Annotated in this window: 21 protein-coding genes and 3 pseudogenes; 14 read left to right on the top strand and 10 right to left on the bottom strand. The window is 60.7% G+C overall.

The window, feature by feature from the left end:
- Positions 1-37 precede the first annotated feature (37 nt).
- The 6 genes and pseudogenes from P0D84_RS39280 to P0D84_RS39255 all read right to left on the bottom strand — a co-directional run bounded on the left by P0D84_RS39280 (position 38) and on the right by P0D84_RS39255 (position 5,641).
- Entirely contained in the window at positions 38-1,033 is a 996-nt protein-coding gene (locus tag P0D84_RS39280; protein WP_408346597.1) for a tyrosine-type recombinase/integrase, read from the bottom strand.
- A 136-nt stretch (positions 1,034-1,169) separates the two neighbouring features.
- Positions 1,170-1,976 carry a tyrosine-type recombinase/integrase gene (locus tag P0D84_RS39275; protein WP_408346594.1) on the bottom strand — a complete coding sequence of 269 codons (807 nt, stop codon included), beginning with the start codon at positions 1,974-1,976 and terminating at the stop codon, positions 1,170-1,172.
- Positions 1,976-3,223 carry a tyrosine-type recombinase/integrase gene (locus P0D84_RS39270; RefSeq protein WP_408346591.1) on the bottom strand — a complete coding sequence of 416 codons (1,248 nt, stop codon included), beginning with the start codon at positions 3,221-3,223 and terminating at the stop codon, positions 1,976-1,978. Before P0D84_RS39270 ends, P0D84_RS39275 begins: the two co-directional genes overlap by 1 nt.
- 148 nt (positions 3,224-3,371) lie before the next feature.
- Positions 3,372-4,730, bottom strand: a pseudogene (gene tnpC / locus P0D84_RS39265) (IS66 family transposase); the annotation flags it as partial.
- A 30-nt stretch (positions 4,731-4,760) separates the two neighbouring features.
- Complete coding sequence (tnpB, locus tag P0D84_RS39260) at positions 4,761-5,114, bottom strand: IS66 family insertion sequence element accessory protein TnpB (RefSeq protein WP_408347191.1); 354 nt, start codon at positions 5,112-5,114, stop codon at positions 4,761-4,763.
- A complete protein-coding gene (locus tag P0D84_RS39255; RefSeq protein ID WP_408347188.1) occupies positions 5,090-5,641 on the bottom strand; it encodes a transposase in 552 nt (183 codons plus the stop codon). The genes tnpB and P0D84_RS39255 overlap by 25 nt, the downstream gene beginning before the upstream one ends.
- 401 nt (positions 5,642-6,042) lie before the next feature.
- On the opposite strand from P0D84_RS39255, the gene P0D84_RS39250 reads away from it, so the two are divergent.
- On the top strand, positions 6,043-6,207 hold the full coding sequence (locus P0D84_RS39250; protein ID WP_408347185.1) for a hypothetical protein: 165 nt from the start codon (positions 6,043-6,045) through the stop codon (positions 6,205-6,207).
- A 957-nt stretch (positions 6,208-7,164) separates the two neighbouring features.
- On the opposite strand, the pseudogene P0D84_RS39245 reads toward P0D84_RS39250, so the two are convergent.
- A pseudogene (locus P0D84_RS39245) lies at positions 7,165-7,276 on the bottom strand (DUF892 family protein); the annotation flags it as partial.
- Positions 7,277-7,459: 183 nt separating this feature from the next.
- Here P0D84_RS39245 and P0D84_RS39240 point away from each other — a divergent pair.
- On the top strand, positions 7,460-7,750 hold the full coding sequence (locus tag P0D84_RS39240; protein ID WP_408347182.1) for a hypothetical protein: 291 nt from the start codon (positions 7,460-7,462) through the stop codon (positions 7,748-7,750).
- 326 nt (positions 7,751-8,076) lie between these two features.
- Here the strand turns inward: P0D84_RS39240 and P0D84_RS39235 are convergent, their stop codons facing one another.
- On the bottom strand, positions 8,077-8,247 hold the full coding sequence (locus P0D84_RS39235) for an IS3 family transposase (RefSeq protein WP_408347179.1): 171 nt from the start codon (positions 8,245-8,247) through the stop codon (positions 8,077-8,079).
- 111 nt (positions 8,248-8,358) lie between these two features.
- Entirely contained in the window at positions 8,359-8,604 is a 246-nt protein-coding gene (locus tag P0D84_RS39230; protein ID WP_408347176.1) for a hypothetical protein, read from the bottom strand.
- A gap of 364 nt (positions 8,605-8,968) precedes the next feature.
- On the opposite strand from P0D84_RS39230, the gene P0D84_RS39225 reads away from it, so the two are divergent.
- The 4 genes from P0D84_RS39225 to P0D84_RS39210 are packed head-to-tail and all read left to right on the top strand — an operon-like array spanning position 8,969 to position 10,591.
- On the top strand, positions 8,969-9,484 hold the full coding sequence (locus tag P0D84_RS39225) for a CinA family protein (protein ID WP_408347173.1): 516 nt from the start codon (positions 8,969-8,971) through the stop codon (positions 9,482-9,484).
- Positions 9,485-9,506: 22 nt separating this feature from the next.
- The gene (locus P0D84_RS39220) at positions 9,507-9,812 is read left to right on the top strand and encodes a hypothetical protein (RefSeq protein ID WP_408347170.1); all 306 of its coding nucleotides are present in this window, start codon (positions 9,507-9,509) and stop codon (positions 9,810-9,812) included.
- Positions 9,813-9,822: 10 nt separating this feature from the next.
- Positions 9,823-10,332, top strand: coding sequence for a ferritin-like domain-containing protein (locus tag P0D84_RS39215; RefSeq protein WP_408347167.1), 510 nt, complete (start codon positions 9,823-9,825; stop codon positions 10,330-10,332).
- Positions 10,319-10,591 (top strand): hypothetical protein, encoded by a 273-nt coding sequence (locus tag P0D84_RS39210; RefSeq protein WP_408347164.1) that lies wholly within the window; start codon positions 10,319-10,321, stop codon positions 10,589-10,591. Before P0D84_RS39215 ends, P0D84_RS39210 begins: the two co-directional genes overlap by 14 nt.
- Before the next feature lie 385 nt (positions 10,592-10,976).
- Here P0D84_RS39210 and P0D84_RS39205 read toward each other — a convergent pair.
- Positions 10,977-11,236, bottom strand: a pseudogene (locus P0D84_RS39205) (YciE/YciF ferroxidase family protein); the annotation flags it as partial.
- Between the two features lie 225 nt (positions 11,237-11,461).
- Here P0D84_RS39205 and P0D84_RS39200 point away from each other — a divergent pair.
- The 8 genes from P0D84_RS39200 (at position 11,462) to P0D84_RS39165 (ending at position 16,141) form a co-directional block, all read left to right on the top strand.
- The gene (locus P0D84_RS39200; RefSeq protein WP_408347161.1) at positions 11,462-12,169 is read left to right on the top strand and encodes a succinate dehydrogenase/fumarate reductase iron-sulfur subunit; all 708 of its coding nucleotides are present in this window, start codon (positions 11,462-11,464) and stop codon (positions 12,167-12,169) included.
- Between the two features lie 501 nt (positions 12,170-12,670).
- Positions 12,671-13,204 (top strand): DUF4142 domain-containing protein, encoded by a 534-nt coding sequence (locus tag P0D84_RS39195; protein WP_408349696.1) that lies wholly within the window; start codon positions 12,671-12,673, stop codon positions 13,202-13,204.
- 39 nt (positions 13,205-13,243) lie between these two features.
- On the top strand, positions 13,244-13,438 hold the full coding sequence (locus P0D84_RS39190) for a GlsB/YeaQ/YmgE family stress response membrane protein (protein ID WP_408349693.1): 195 nt from the start codon (positions 13,244-13,246) through the stop codon (positions 13,436-13,438).
- Between the two features lie 97 nt (positions 13,439-13,535).
- Positions 13,536-13,781 carry a DUF2934 domain-containing protein gene (locus P0D84_RS39185; RefSeq protein ID WP_408347158.1) on the top strand — a complete coding sequence of 82 codons (246 nt, stop codon included), beginning with the start codon at positions 13,536-13,538 and terminating at the stop codon, positions 13,779-13,781.
- Positions 13,782-13,984: 203 nt separating this feature from the next.
- On the top strand, positions 13,985-14,665 hold the full coding sequence (locus P0D84_RS39180; protein ID WP_408347155.1) for a hypothetical protein: 681 nt from the start codon (positions 13,985-13,987) through the stop codon (positions 14,663-14,665).
- Positions 14,666-14,727: 62 nt separating this feature from the next.
- Complete coding sequence (locus tag P0D84_RS39175) at positions 14,728-15,189, top strand: DUF2382 domain-containing protein (protein WP_408347152.1); 462 nt, start codon at positions 14,728-14,730, stop codon at positions 15,187-15,189.
- 37 nt (positions 15,190-15,226) lie between these two features.
- Entirely contained in the window at positions 15,227-15,646 is a 420-nt protein-coding gene (locus P0D84_RS39170; protein WP_408347149.1) for a hypothetical protein, read from the top strand.
- Between the two features lie 282 nt (positions 15,647-15,928).
- Entirely contained in the window at positions 15,929-16,141 is a 213-nt protein-coding gene (locus tag P0D84_RS39165) for a hypothetical protein (RefSeq protein ID WP_408347146.1), read from the top strand.
- Positions 16,142-16,263 lie beyond the last annotated feature (122 nt).

The following is a 16,263-nucleotide window of genomic DNA, read 5'->3' as shown; positions in this document are numbered from 1 at the left end:
GGCGGCGCTCGGATCGAACGCTTGACGAGCGGCATAATCAAAGCCCCTCGAGGAATGCAAGCAATGAGTCCGGCGGCTGATATCGACCGGGGACTTGCCCGGATCGCGACACATGAGACAGAGCACGTTCCTTGAGTTCCATGTCAGCGTGCAGGTAAATCTGTGTTGACTCGGTAGATTCGTGGCCGAGCCAAAGTGCGATGACACTCAAGTCCACACCTCGTCTTAACAATGTCATTGCAGCGGCGTGGCGTAGCGTGTGTGGCGTGACGTTCTTGAGCTTCAGCGAAGGACAGATCTGCTCTGCGGTCGCGACATGACGCGCAACGAGCCTTTGGAGAGCGTCGGCGCTGAGGCGATTGCCGGTCAGAGCGGGAAACAGCGGATCATCAGGCGCACCGTGTTGTTCCTCGAACCATTCCTTGAGAATCGCGACGACGTCTGGACGCAAAGGCGTACAGCGTGCCTTGCGACCCTTTCCCATGCAGCGAACATGGGCGCCGACTCCCAATTGCAGGTCCCGGTTTCGCAGCGACGTGATTTCGCTGTTGCGAAGGCCGGTCTGGACAGCAAGCAGCAGTAAGGCCCGATCGCGCCGACCGATCCAGGTGCGAACGTCAGGTGACGCTATAAGCGCACTGACCTCGTCATCCTTGAGGAACTCGACGGGGTGATGTTCACAACGCTTTGCCGGCATCGCGAGGACTCGCTGGCAGTGTAATGCGAGCGCCGGCTCATTTAATGCCACGTATTGAAAGAAGGCATGAAGCGCGGAAAGACGCGTATTGCGCGTACGCGGAGTATTGCCTCGGTCACGCTCGAGATGATCGAGAAACCTCGAGAGGAAGCGGACATCAAGGTTCTCCGCCAGCAATGAGGAAGGCGCTCGCTTGAACTGCTCTGAAGCGAACAGAAGCAGTAGGCGAAATGTATCGCGGTAACTCGCGACTGTGTGTGGGCTCGCGCCCAGCTGGCCTAATAGCCGATCGGTAAAGAACCGTTGAAGTAGCGGGGCCAACGTTGGCGTATTCATACCCGGCCTCTCGACACATGAGAGCCTAGCCGCTCGGCGGCCAGGCCAAGCAGTTCCGGAACTCCTTCGACGTACCAGTAGGTGTGCCCCACGTCTACGTGACCAAGGTAAGTGGCCAACTTCGGCAGTTCCAGGCCTACGTCCAAACACCTCGGTACCAATCGATGAGCGTTCGTGTGGCGAAGCTGTGACGGATATCCTGCAATCTGGGACCGTGGCCGACGCGCCCATTCCCAACGTCGACACGCAAGCCGACAGTACGAGAAACCTTCGCGAAGGTACGGCGAACGGATGTTGCATTAAGTCGCCTTCCGCGCTCCGATAGGAAGAAGGCTTCGCTGCGCAATTGCGGAGCGCATTCAATCCTTCGCTGTTGATATCGCTCAAGCGCCAGTCGCGTGGATTCGGAGACCGGGACCAAGCGCGACTTGCCGAATTTGCTTTGCCGGATCGTGAGGATGCCGCTGCGCAAATCTACATCCGACCGGTCGAGAGCCCACGCTTCGCCGGGGCGCAGCCCCGTTGCCGCATACAGCCCAATGAGCGTCGTGTACGTCGCCGCACGCAGTCCCGACGGCGAAGACAGTTCCGCTGCCGCACTCATGAGGCGGGTTATCTCGTCGTCCGAGAATATGTACGGCAGTTTGCGACGTCTTCTTCCGGCGATAAGACGTGGAGGTGGCACCTGCGTAAGTGGTTCGCTAGCGCTGAGCCAGCATGCGAATCGCCTTACCATCGTAAGTCGTCGTGCCCATGTGGCATGTTGTACACCCTGAGGTTGCATGGCCCACTGCATGGCCAGCTTTGTGGTGATGAGTCGCGCTCCCTTACGCTCCATGAAGTCGACGAAATATCCGAGCGTTTGTGCGGGCTCCTGATACTTGGTTCCAAACGCACGGCGCAGATCAATGTATTGCTTCAGTGATTCACGAAGAGTGGTCATCACATGTCTCCCGGGACAGGCCAAGGCTTCGCCACGGCACGTAGTGCCTCGCAAGAAACCTTCGTATAGATCGCGGTGGTGTTCTCCGTGCGATGTCGCAACACCTCGGCGATTTGCGAGAGTGATGCCCCATGACGGATCATTTGTGTCGCGAGGCTGTGCCGCAGCAAATGGGCCGCTCCGCGACTTGTTCTCTCGATTCCCGCACGCGCAAGCGCCTGACATACGATCTGGCCGATGGCCCCCGGCCCGGCCAGTTCACCACACGGAGCTTTCTCTCGTAGAAAAACGCGTCGCGATCGACAGATGCCGCGATCCTCACGAAGGTATGCCGCCAGCGCTTCGCCAACATCGGGAAGTAGGGGCAAACATTGCACAGCCCGTCCTTTGCCGTGTATTGTGATCTCACCGGTTCGCCAATGGAGATCGTCAAGCTCAAGTGCCGCAACTTCCCCGGGACGCAAGCCAAGCCGTGCAAGTAAAAGCAGGATTGCGCGATTGCGGCGCCCACTTGACGTAGGCCGATCGGTGGTCGCCAGCATTCGCTCGACCTGTTCAGGCGTAAGAAACGCGGGAATCTCTGCGTGGCGCCAGCGACGTACGGTAGGAACGCAAACTGAGAGATCACGTTCTATGTGACCGTGAATGAAAAGAAATCGGCAAAACGATCGGAGTGCTATAGCGAGCAGGCGCGAATACTCGCTTGAGTGGTTTCTGGCGTGGTCCAGAAGGAAACTTCGGATTGCAGCTGCACTGAACCAGTCCGCCGCATCGACATTGATTCCAACTGCTCGCTCGGAGAGAAATGCCCGGACAAAGGGCGAATAGACACGAACCGAACATTCGGTCAATCCACGATCAGAGCGCAGAAATTGAGTGTAGGCTCGCAACAGTTCGTCGGCGCGAGAATCAACGTTCGCTGATATGGTCGGCGTCGCAAACTCAGTTTGCGTGCGAAGATACCTGAACAGATGCGTCAAAGTGCGCCGTACGAACGACAGCCTGTAGGGTCCGGCGCGGTACAAGCATGACGAGAACACTTCGATGTCTTGGTCTTTGAGAACAGTCATCACGGGCTTCTCGGACCGAATCCATTGCGCGAACGCGGCAATCACTCGCCGTTTCTTACGAAGCGTGGACGGAGCGTAGTCAACCGAACGAAGGTAATTGAGATAGCGTTCGACAAATTCGTCGAACGTATGAGCCGTCGGAACTCCGGCGGCCGGTGGGTGGGTATCTACGGACATGATGCACCTCCTTCTCTGGCGTCAAGCCAGTTAAAGGAGAGCCCAAGAATTATGCCGCGTCAATGCTCGGTCCGAGCGCACACGACGTGGTTTGGGTGCTTCCAGCGCGGCATAATTCGACCGGCGGCATTATCCCTGTCATGCCGCTAGCGGCATGACAGGGGTTGTTACTGATCGGCCACGCGCCATTCTCAACGTAACGGATCAGCTTCGGCCACTGTGCGCGCAGGTAGGTCAGCGCCTTGCCGAGCAGGTTGTTGGGCACAACACCGGGCGATTGCCCGGCCATCAGATTGTGAATGGTATCGAGCACTCGTGTACTGTACCGCCGTCGCAATCGTTGCCGTCGCTCGGCCACCCATGTGGTACTGCGGGCCTCGGCGGCGAACAACTTCCCGATCAGCTTGATGAAGCGCGTCGCGAGCAGATCGGGCGAGCGCGCTGCTTTCGGCACATTTTCCTCCGCCTTGACGAAGTAACGTCGGCAATGAACCCAGCATCCAAGATGCACGAGCTGGTATCGCTCGGCGATACCGTTATAGGGCTCGTAGCCATCGGTCATCAAGACCGCGCCCCGGCGGATGCCCGTGAACAGTTTGTCGGCCAGCTGCGCGCCGCGTCCTGGCGTATATGTGAAACAGCGGACCGGATTTCCCGAATCCGTCATCTGCGACCAGAGATAGCTCTTCGTTTGAGGCTTGCGCCCCTTCTCCTTCAGCACCTGGAACGTCGTCTCGTCGCAGTAGATGAGATCCGCATCGAGCAGTGCATCGCGCATCAGGTTGATCACCGGTTGGGTCGCGACGCCGACACGAACCATGCTCGCGGCGATTGTATTGGACGAGATATCGCCACCGAAGCGCCGCAGCAGGCCTGCCTGACGGTACAGGGGCATTCCGAACTGGTACTTGCCGGTGGCGATCCACGCGAGCGCCGATTCGGTAAGGAGTCCACGCGGAATGATGCGCAGCGGAGCCGGCGTGACCTTGATGCCGAGATCGCAGCAGGGACAAGCATATTTGATGCGCTGGTGCCGGATGACCCGGAGCTGTTCCGGAATCACGTCGAGCTGCTCGCTGGTTTCAACGCCGATCTCGACAAGTGCGTGACCGTCGTTAGTGCAGAAGCGTTCGGCTTCTGGCAGTTCGTGGCGCACGACCTCGCGCGGCAGGTCGGGATCGAGCGGCTTGCGGTGACCACGCTTCTTGCGCGCGTGCGCGGCAACCTTCGTTTCCGGTGTGTCTTCCTGGGCGGGCGCGCTGTTCGCGCCGAGTGCTTCGGCTTCGTTGAATAACCCGGGTTGATCCGAGCCCCGTGCTTCGCTTTTCGCACCGAACAGTTCACGACGGTAAGCACGCAGCCGTTCCTCGGCGAGATCACGTTCCGCTGTCACGAGCCGCAGGGCGCCGCGCAAGGCCTCTTGTTCTTCGCGCAACGCGCGGGCCGCATCGCGCTCAGCGAGCAGCTCTTTCAATTCGTCGGCGGTGATCGTGACCTGGACCGGCATGCGGATTAGACCGGCACGCCGATGACGCGTTCAGCTGACGCGTAGATACTCGCGCTTCGGATGTCGCTGGATTGCGCTGATGTCATCGCCGTCGAGCAGCGCATGTAACAGATCAGGTGTCATCGTCACGACCTCAGTCTTCCGGTCGGGCCATATGAATCTATCGTTCTCGAGGCGTTTCGTCAGGAGCCAGAAGCCGCTGCCATCCCAGCCCAGGATCTTGATCCGGTCGCGGCGACGGTTTCCAAACACATAAAGCGAGGAGTCCATCGGGTTCAGGCGCATCGACTGCTCGACGAGAATCGACAGGCTGTTCATGCCGTACCGGAAATCGACGGCATCGCGGTGCAGGTACACCTTCAGATTCTCGTCGAACCGGAACACGGCATTCTCCCAAGCATCTGAATCACAGTAGCCAGTTCGTCGATGGTCACGTCCTCGATGTCGAACTCGACGCCGTTCGACAGACGCACGTGCAAGGCGAGCGTCATTGACAGCGACGAGGGTAAAGACGTTCTTACCGAGGCACTTCCTTCGGGGGGCAACGCCGGCGGCGCCGAAACGACTGAGACGAATGCAGATGACGTACTTGTGGGGGCCGCCGCCTTGCGCGGACCGCGAAGGTCAATGGCCGCGCCGTCGATCACTTCTTCCGCAGGCGGGGGCTCGTGCTGATCAGCGGCAAGCTCCTGCGGTCCTGGCGCAATGCCTTTCTCCCGGTCCAACAGGTATTTCGTGATCCATTTGCGCAGCAGATTGGCATTTATCCCGTGCTCCTGCGCCATGCGGGCAACGGAAACGCCGGGCTGCAGTGCCGCCTCGACCAGAGCACGCTTACCTGTCTCGTCGTAGCGACGCCGACCATCACGGCTCTGTCGAACTACTCTTAACTCTGAGTCTTTGTCAGCCATAGGTGTCCACCTCGAATTGGTGGACACCTATGCTCCTCGCTCCTGGCAATCACTGCCAGACGTTATAGATGGACCGCATACATTGAAGCAAACACTTGAACCCTGTTCGTTTCTTTGGGAGAGCTACTACACGAGCATCCAGTCCTTAGCAGCCAGAAACCGCAGGAGCACATCATGTAAGCGCTGCATGTGCGACGGCGGCGTTCACGAGGCATGGGAATTGCGCGAATCAGGACGCGGGCTCGCACCTTCCGGTGCCAGCGAACGCTTCGGTCTTGAGGAGACTTGCCATGAGAGTGACGAAAGGACTTTTGATTGCAGCACTATTTGTCGGTATATCTGGGAGTGTCTACGCACAAGGTGCGGGTGGCGGGGCCGCCGGGGGGCAAGGAGGCACGGGAATGAGCAAACCGAACGCAGGTGGTTCGACTGACACGGTGTCGGGTGCGTCGGGGGCGAATAGCATGACCTCCTCTGGGACTACTTCGCACAAGAAGATGCATAAGAAGTCCGGCGCCGCGATGCCGGCGTCGGCCACCAATCCGGGTTCAGGTGGCAGCGGTTGAGGAATAATTGGAGAGCGCCGGCCGGCCCTGGCCTCGAGCGGCGCGCTCGCAATTCCGGGACCAACGGAGAGCGCTACGGCCAGCAGCGCGGGTTGACAGGCCATCACCGGAAAGCCGCCCGGTCCTCGGCGCCAGGCTGCGCAGAGACCGCCGCCAGGCGCTGAGCTACAAACGTGTCGACCGTGCGCAGTAGCATGACGAGGTCCGCGGGCTTGCGAAAAAACGCCGACCAGCAGGGCGGACCGTCGCGGGGTTCGGGCATGGCTGACAGCATGACTATCGGCAGATGAGCAAATGCGATGGTAACCGTTCGCGGTCCATCTTGACCGGCGGTCGAACATCCTATGAAGCGTTTGGCGCATCGCTAGCCGATGTGCCGGGGTTCGATTTCGAAATTTCATGTGGAGCGTCTGACGATTTCACCGGCGTGTGTGAATTCTCAACCATACCCTTAGCTCCCTATCGAACCGGACATTCCAGCGTTAGCATGCATCGGCAAATCGAGCTTGGGTCCCTTCCTCAGTAAGCGAAGCTGCCGTCATTGCGCGCCCGATGCAGCCGTATCTGATGCGCCTTTAGCATGCGGGTCATTCTGCGGCATGCGGGTCGGCGCCTTCGTCGTACTTGAGCCCTTCGAGTTGGAAGTCATGCCGGTCGTCCCGCCAGCGTTGGGCATACTCATACCGGCGCCCCCTTGTCCGCCGCTGCTGCCGCCGGCACCGGCACCGGCTCCTCCACCGCCGCCACCTCCCGCGCCCTGTGCAAACGTTGCACTAGACAAAGCGAGAAGTACAGCAGAACAAACGGCAGCTTTCCTTATTGCTTTCATGATTGTCTCCCTGATGTGATGAATTGACATCGCCGGCAACCAGACCCAGTCGTGGCGCAGGACAACTCCAAGGCGCAACCGGTATGCCCGGCGTGTCCCGACCCGGCGGTGTCAATGGAGGCATCGCCCAGAAGTCTGACAGACTCTGTTTCACCCAACTGTTTAGCCAGTGCTATCAGGGAGCCATATGCGGCGATTTCGTAGTGCTCCACTTTCTTGGGCCGCTGCGATAAGCGCCGCAACAACTGGCAGGAGCCGTCTACGCTCAGGCGGCGCATTGAGACAGGTGTATAGGACGCCTTCGGGAGCCTCTGGCGGACCTCCTATCGAGTACGTGTCCTGCCGTCGACGATTGCACACCTGTGCGCACGCGGCGCGGAACGTGGCTTGCTGCGGTCCCGATACACCGTTAAGGAGTTCACCATGGCAAATCAACCGACAGAGCAACGCGCTCCGGACGACAAATCGGAAACGAGTGTCGACGACGCCGTCGAAGACACTTTTCCCGCAAGCGACCCGCCGTCGACGGGAGGGGTAACCCGGATTGGGTCGGACGACGAAGCGACTGACCAGAGTGAGGCGGAAAGCGATGTTCCCGGTACCGAGCCGGACGAGGACATCCCCGATGAAGAAACGCCGGCAGAGCCTTCGCCAGGCGACACCCCCCCGGACGAGGAAGCACCGCAGGGCGATGCATTGAATAATCGCAGTTAGGGGGCTTGCCTATGAGTAGCAAGCCCTTTTCCCAGATGGCTTGCGACGCACTGGAAAATACGTTCCCGCTTGCCTCAACCCGGTTCGCCGCCTACCGTTGAGCGCTAAGGACATAGCCCTGCGCGAGAATTCCTTTCCGGAATTTCGCCGGGCAGTCCCGTCGCATGAACGCCGAACCCCTTCCTCGCATCTTTTCCGACGGTCACGGTGGAGCGGTACCCATTCTGTGGACGCCATAAACTGGCTTTCGGGAGTTATCCACGGCCGGTCGGCGGGTCGCCTGTCACGACCACGACGTCGGCCGGCGGTGGGTAACTCAACGCTCATTATGACGCGGGTTCCTCGTTGCGTTGATTCCCGGCGCGCCAGCGCCGCTCGAATTCACTCGGGCTCACGTATTCCAACGACGAATGCAGGCGTTCAGTGGTGTAGTACGCGAGGTACTCCGTGATGGACAACCGGGACTGTTCGCGCGTGGCGTAGTGCTCTGCATACACGCACTCCGCGTCGCGGCCGATCCGAGTTGCTTTGTGTAGCAGAGTTACCGCAAAACCATTAGCGAGAGGCATCCGGCGCCGGGCGGCTGCGCCGATTGTACGAGGGAGCAGTCAGCACGACGCGCCGGACTCCGAGCGAAGTAGCCCGATTGTGCGCTCGGTCATCGCGTCGAACTGGTCTGCCGTGCTACCGGCAGACTCGGCGTCCGCTCGCAAGGCGAAGGCTTCACGGTCCATCGCGCGCGCACGCGTGGGGGGCGCCGATACGCGGTGGATGCTGACAACCGGCCAGTGCTCGACGCGCCACTTCGACGTACTGAACACACACAGCGGTGACGACAGCCTGGTCGCCGGCATGGCGGGTCGTCTCGTAGGGAAGCCGCTCATCGTCCGAACGCGCCATCTGGCGCTGCCTACTACGTCGCTGGCAACGGATAACTGGCTGCCTTAGGCTCGAGTCCGTGGGACATGCCGCTGGCCCTGCGTCCATATTGCAAGGCTTACCCGTTAGTTCTACAAAGAACGCGGTCCACTCCCCAGCATGTGCCCCGAGCCGTCACCGTGCTGTTGCGACATGTCCGTGATGGGCCTGGCCGCGGCGCGCGCCGGTCGGGCCTGGCGTTAGCGGCGCTGTAGCGAAGCGGGTCCAGCAGTCGCGGACCGGACCGCTCCTTGCTCAAGTGTGGTGAAACAGCCTGTCGACAAACCACCCGGAGCGGTCATGAATATTCCCATGCAGGTCGTGTCGTTCCTGTCATCCCGAGGTCTCAAACTCGCGACAGCGGAGTCCTGTACCGCGGGTCAGATTGCATCTTATCTTGCAAGCGTGCCGGGAAGCGGCGCGTGTCTCGACGTCGGGTTTGTGAGTTACTCCCCTTCCGGCAAGGCTGGCTTTCTAGGCGTGAAGCAGTCGACAATGGAACAGTTTGGGCTTACCAGCGAGGCAGTCGCCCGTGAAATGGCCGAAGGCGCGCTCAGACAGGAAGGGTGCTGTGCCGATATTGTCGTGTCGAACACGGGGCTGGCGGACGGAGGAGCGGAAGGTGGGCCGCCGCCGGGCACGCAATGCTTTGCATGGTCTTTCCGCACGAGGCAAAGCGAAATACTGACGTTCGCCGAGACACGGAAATTCTCCGGAAGCAGAAAGGACATCCGTTCGGCGGCAGCAATTTATGCCCTGTCGCGCATTGAACATTACTTCAACGCGAGCGTCGCCGCAGCGCAGCGCACCCCATAACAGGTCCGAGATACAAGCCTGCGTGTTCAACACCGCGCCTGGCGACAGAGAGTCCACCATGGAGGCGGCTATGACATTGCCTGTGCAGGCACTCGAACTCATTCGTCCCGGCGAAACTCTGACTTCTCTACGTCAAGGATGCGATGCGGTGCGGCTGTCACGCGCAGGTGGCGGCGCCGATACGTCCATGATCGACCGGGAAATTCCGACCCTGAATTGGAAGGCGCGGGCCGTCGCTGAAACGTTGCGGGAACAGCGGTTGCGCGAATCCTTGCAGCGCTGGCATCCGATCCAGAGCGACGCCGGCCGCACCTTACCGCGGTTGTGAGAGGCAGCACATGACAAAGCCCAACGAACATCTGGTCGACTGGTTGCGCGATGCGTACGCGATGGAAAAGCAGGCCGAGAGCATGTTTAAGGCACAGTCCTCTCGTCTCGAACACCACCCGGAACTGCGGCAACGCATTGACCAGCACCTTGAGGAAACGCTGTGCCAACAGGCCCTGCTCGAAGGATGCCTGGACCGCCTGGGAAGCAGCCCTTCCGCGATGAAGGATCGCACCGGCCGCATTGCGGCGTTCGGGCAGGCCGTCGGCGGCATGACGATGACTGAGGAGGTCGTCAGGGAAGCAATGAGTGGTTATGTCTTCGAGCAGACGGAGCTCGCTTCGTATTCGGCGCTTATCGCCGCTGCGCGTGCTGTCGGCGACGCGGAAACCGTGCAGTGCTGCGAGCAGATCCTGCCCCAGGAGCTCGAGATGGGACGATGGCTGCTCGATCACCTTCCGGACATCGTAGCTGCCTATATGTCGAGGTCCGCAGATGGTCGCGACGATGCAAAACGTTAGCGACCTCGGGGATGCGCCGATCATCGTCTGGCTGACGCTGGTCTCGCTGACGCCGGCGGGCATCGTCGAAGTAGAGACCGCGATCTGCACCAGTAAAGGTGTATCCGTTATCGAGGTGCGTTGTCCTGGCGACCGGTCGCAACGCATCAGGCTGTCCGCGCCGTCCGCTCGCGCGGTCTCGCGTCTGGCTTACCGCCTCGCCTCGATTGAGGGCGTAGACGAAGTAAGGGTGGAGAGGTGCTTCGGCGGCGCGCCCTGACCGATCCTCGCAGACAGCAGTAGAGCCGCACGAAAGCCCTCCGCGCGTCATCGGTCCGTCCAAAGCCAGGCCGGAACGTCGTCTTGCACGCCGGGCTCAGCACCCAAAAAGAACGGCCCGCCATCAGCGGGCCGCCACGCCACGAGGCGCGTTAAGCCGACGCGCTGGAGCCGCCGACGCGCCGTTCCCCCAACTCCTGCCATCCTGTCTTTGCTCCCGCCGTACGACGTATTGCCGCACGAATCTCTTGCAGCCATCGTCGAACGTGCGCAAGGCCCGTAGTCCGCTTCATGAAGTCGGCAGCCTGGGCACGTATCTGGGTCGACGCCAGCCCGGGCCTTGCCAGACCCGACCCGCGGAATGTTTTACCTCAGCTGCCGTGACGCTCCTGCCCTTCCTCGATGAGACCCTCCATGGCGACACACTTCATCCGTTTTAAGGCGGATGCCGGAAGCTCCCACGACCTGATCGATTCTTTGCACCTGGCCGTGTGTTTCTTCAAGGAGCGTCCTGAAAGCGTCACTGAGCGCCGGGTCGACGCGCGCGGGAAAGGGTCGCCAGAGCTTTCCTCAACAGTTTCTCCGCGCTCTAGGTGTCGGAAAGCATGTGAACGAACAGATCGTCAACTGTTTTACGCTGTGACATTTTGAGGCTCCTTTGGGAAGAACCCTTTTCCGCGCAAGGGGTGTGCCCGTGCAGCGGCCATTCCCCTGTTCGGGCGACGCGTTACCAGGGATTTACCGGTGAGCCGGCGGGCATGGCACATGCACGCCTTTTCAGCGTTGCGGGGCGTCATCTGCTGCCTTCCCCGAAAAGGGACGCGTCGGCATCCTGCTCGCAAGCCATACCTTCGTCTTGCCCGGATACGTCATGACTGATACGCGCGAAATCGACATCTACCGGTACGATCCCGATGTGGACGCGCATCCATGGTCCCAGCATTTCACGATCGAGCCAGGCCCGGGCGACCGGATGCTCCTCGATGTGCTGGAACGTCTCAAGGGAATTGATAATTCGTTGTCGTACCGCCGGTCGTGCCGCGAGGGGATCTGCGGCTCCGATGCGATGAACATCAACGGCAGGAACGGCCTGGCCTGCGTCGCTAACCTGAAGGAACTGCCACAACGGATCGTGCTTCGCCCGCTGCCGGGTCTGCCAGTCATCCGCGACCTCATCGTCGACATGACAAGCTTCTTCAGACAGTACCATTCCGTGCGACCGTATCTCCTCAACGACAGCCCTGCGCCCGAACGTGAACGGCTGCAGACGCCGGCCGAGCGCGATCAGCTTGACGGCCTGTACGAGTGCATTCTATGCGCCTGCTGTTCCACCGCATGCCCATCGTACTGGTGGAACCCGGACAAGTTCGTTGGTCCCGCCGGGCTGCTGCAGGCCTATCGCTTCATCGTCGATTCGCGCGACGACGCGACCTCCGCTCGCCTGGACAATCTGGAAGATCCCTACCGGCTCTTCCGCTGCCGGACAATCATGAACTGCGTTGACGTCTGTCCGAAGGGGCTGAACCCCGCCAAGGCGATAAGCGAGATCCGGTCGATGCTCACGCAGCGCACGGTATAAATTCGCGGCAAAGGCGCCCGATAACGCCGGCGGCATACCTGCAGGGGTGGCGCCTGCATAAGGCGACATTCACAACCCGGTGCGGCGCCGCTATCCGGAAAAATAGTCCGCGCCGTTCAGCATCGCCGCGTCGTCATCAACAGTTGGCATGACGCAATGTCAACCTTGACCTGGCCGCGTCAGGCACTGCTGGCGCCTGCATGCCGGAAAAGAAACACTCGAATGTTCGCGCTTGCGCCCCCAACGTCGCAAGTGTCGCCGGATGCTGGTGCGGCGCTGCACCGTTGATTCACTGGGTGGACGTACAGGGTTGGAAAAATCACACTTCCAACAGAACAATGTCCGTGGCCGCCAGTGCTGCCTGGGGTAATCCTGGGCCTGGATCCGCGGCCGCGGGCACGTGGGCTGCGCGCAGCGATCGCCGGCCGCGACTGGAAGGCGCGTGGGCAGAAAAAACTCATTCCAACTCAGGAGAAAACAATGAACTTTAACGTGCAACGAATGGCCACGATTGGCACCCTCTGCGCCGGCGCCTGCATCGTTCAGGGCGCTGCAATTGCGCAGACACAGGCCGCATCAACGACCGTGGCCAATTCCCTGTCTTCTGTTGACAAGGACTTTGTGCAGGCCGCATCAATGTCGTCATCGACCGAGATCGATGTCTCCCGACTCGCCACAAGCAATTCGAGCGACCAGGATGTGAAGTCGTTCGCGCACCACATGATGCTCGACCATACGAAGCTTACCTTGCAGTTGAAAATGGCAGCACCGCACGGCGTCGAGGTCCCCAAAGACAACTCGGACACCGTCCTACTTGACTCACTGAAGCCGCTCAAGAGCGCGGATTTCGACAAGGCCTACATCTCGAAGGTCGGCCTGGAAGGTCGCAAGCAGGCGATCGCTGCGTTCGAAAAGGAAGCCGCCGATGGACAGAACGCGGACCTGAACAAGGCAGCGCAGAAAGCGCTACCGACCATCAAGGAACACTACCAGATGGCGCAGCAAGTAGCCGCGAAGAAAGGCGTCTCCCAATAACGACCGTTCACTTACCAGGGATAACTGAATTGAACCTGTATCACATGCCGTAATTTTCTGGCAGGTAACCGGCCGCAATGCAGGCGCCCTTATCGGCGAATCTGTCGGAGGCTGGCTGGCGGACTTTTCGGGCTTCATCCCGGTAGCGGCATCATCGGCTCCCTGCTCGCCGCACATGTAGGCGCCGTGATACTCCTTCTGATCGCGCGACTCTTTAATCGGGGGCGCTCCTAGCTAGGAGCTACCGAAGGACGACGGGCAGTCTTCGCACTGCTGATGAAAGGCTCCCGGTCTTAGGGACTGGCGCGTTCCGTTGGAAAACTTTGTGAGGATGAACATGGAAACGCAAGTGACAGAAGAGGAACTTCGCGCGCTGGCATATCGCCTGTGGGAGACGGCGGGATGTCCCGACGGTCGTGCGGATGAATTCTGGCAGCAGGCCCGGTTGCAACTGTGCCCGGACAGAGGTCCCTCCAAAGCCGACAGCATGAACGACTCAGACGATTTCGTCGATGCACCGGAGGCGGGATCGAGCGCGCGACCAGCCAATGACAATCCGGGCCAATCGCAGACGTAAACCGCGTGAGAAGCCCGCCTCACAGGTGCCGGCGGTTCGAATCCGGGAACTCAGACGCCCGCCGCCCGGCACGGCAAAGGCTCTTCCTGCGCCGGAATGCGGTCTATGCACCATTGTGGCATGGCACTTGCGCTTTCACCGCACACGCCGTTCTGGATAATCCGCCTCCGACGGTGCCCTCAGCCTGATCAGGGAAAAACGCCATGAAACTACTTACCACCCAGGATGGGCTGCCGCGCCTCTGCTGGGGCTCCGTCATCGCCGGCGTGATTCTGTCGTCGATCGTCTATCTCATCATGAGCGTGCTCGGCACCGCGATCGGCGCCTCGCTGCTGTCTCCGTTATCGCAGCCCAATCCTCTGCACGGGTTCGGGTTCGGCTCTGGCGTATGGGTCATCGTTACTACCGTGCTGGCTGTCTTTGTTGGCTCTTACTTCGCTGGCCGGTGTGCGCCGGTCCTTGGCTGGCTGCACGGGTTGCTATCGTGGGCGGTGATGACCCTGCTGGTCGTGTACGGGATGTCCTCCCTGCTTGCCGGCGCGGTCAGCGCAGCAGGCAGTGTGGCGTCGACCGGCGCGAAGGTGAGCGCCATGGCCGCCAATCAGAACGGCAGCGCCGGCGACCTCATGAATTCGGCGAAGCAGCAGGTCCAGGCAGCCGTCGCTTCAGCCGCATCCGCGGCGTCCAGCCCCGAAGCCCAGCAGGACGCGCGTGCGAGCTGGTTTTCGTTCGCTGCACTTGTGGTTGGCGCCATTATTGCCGCCGTCTCCGGAGGCGCGGGATTCCGTCATCAGCCGCCGTTTGAAGACGCGGGCGGTGCGGGTGTGGAAGGCGATGCCGCGTCCGCTCGAAGCCGCGTTGTGAGACCGGGCCGCCCTCTTTAGCCCGAGCCAGCGCGCGTTATGAGCCGGGGCCCTGCCCCGGCTTTTTCAACGGGAGAAGCACCATGGAACGTGATACCGAGAACAAGCCGGTTGTCGGAGGCGAGGCGCCTGACATTCGCGCGGACGAGGAACTGCGGGTGGCCGCCGTTAGGGAAGAGCTTGAGGTCGGCGTGAAATCGATCGAAACCGGCGCGGTACGGGTTCGTACAGTCGTCCATGAAGATATGCACCCCGTGGCCGTTTCGTTGCGAAGCGAGAAAGTTACCGTCGAGCGGATACCTGTTGGTCGGGCCGTCGAGCGCAGGGATGCTCCGCGGCAGGAGGGGGACACGCTCATCATTCCGGTGTACGAGTATGTGCCGGTGATCAGAATGCAGCTGACGCTGAAGGAAGAGGTTCGCGTGACCACTACGGAGATTGTCGATCAGACCTCCCGGAACATCCTGCTCCACACCGAGGAACTGGTGGTCGAGCGTCGCCACGGCGCGGACGGGGAATGGCAGCGCGAGGATGGCGCCGACTAATAATTCGCGGGAACGGCCGTTGCGCGGGTAGAAGTTCATGCCGGCCCCGGCGCTCTGCGCCCTCATCACTTTTTGGAGAAGAGTTATGTCCCAGACTATTGTTGGCCTGTTTGATTCCATTTCTGACGCGCAACGCGCGTCAGACCGTCTTGCGCAGGACGGCATTGCGCGCGCCGATATGCACGTCCACGCGCAGGATGACCGCAGCGGATCAGACATCTCGCGCGATACGTTGCGCAACCCTGCGACCGCCCGCACGGTTGCCGCCGACACTGGGGAAGCCCCGAAGCATGAAGGCGGCATTGCCCATTTCTTCAAAAACCTCTTTGGAAATGACGACGCACCGGAAGAAGTCGGCCACTATCGCGAATCCGTTCGCCGCGGCCACGCGCTGCTCAGCGTGGAGGTGATCGATGACGCCCGTATTGACGCCGTGCGCGCGGCGATGAACGCCTGAGAGACGGTGCCGATTTGCGCCGCGGTCCATGCACTGCTCCCGCATTATCGGCGTCTGCCGAAACTTCTTCAGGCCTGACGGGCAAGCCAATCGCAGGTTTCTCTTTCCGGCTGCGTCCAGTTACGCGAAACCCTGAACGGGTCTCGCGACGCCTTCAGTTAATCCCGAATGGCCTGAGTTTTGCGTAACCGTTGGCAGGCGCGCGACAGCCAGGTCAACGGTTAAGGAAAGGGTCGCTCTCGACATCCGCAGGACAAATTCTGGACTACAGAGGAGCAGACAATGGAAACGACGAAGGAAGGAACTCGACCAGAAGACGGCGGCGACGCACAGCGGGACGCCGGAGATGAGCTTCCGGACGCCGGTGCGCATGGTAGCGGCACGGCCAGGGAACTGAACGACAAGGCACAGCAACTCTACGCTGATTTATTAGGTGTGGGTTTCGGCCCTACCCTCGGAAGGTGGCCGAAGCATTTCTCCGGCGCGCTCGGGTGACCGCGCCGGTTCTTTTTGCGGCGATCTGCGGACAGTCTTTCGTTCCCAGAAACCAGGCCATTCGCTTCAGGTTCTGCGAAGAGAAATCCTTGACGATCTTGACACACTCAGGGAGGCACTGA

The organism is Paraburkholderia sp. RL17-337-BIB-A (assembly GCF_046025895.1).
Lineage (GTDB): Bacteria > Pseudomonadota > Gammaproteobacteria > Burkholderiales > Burkholderiaceae > Paraburkholderia > Paraburkholderia fungorum_C.
The sequence above is the reverse complement of the archived record's forward strand: the minus strand, read 5'-3'. Positions and strand labels throughout refer to the sequence as shown.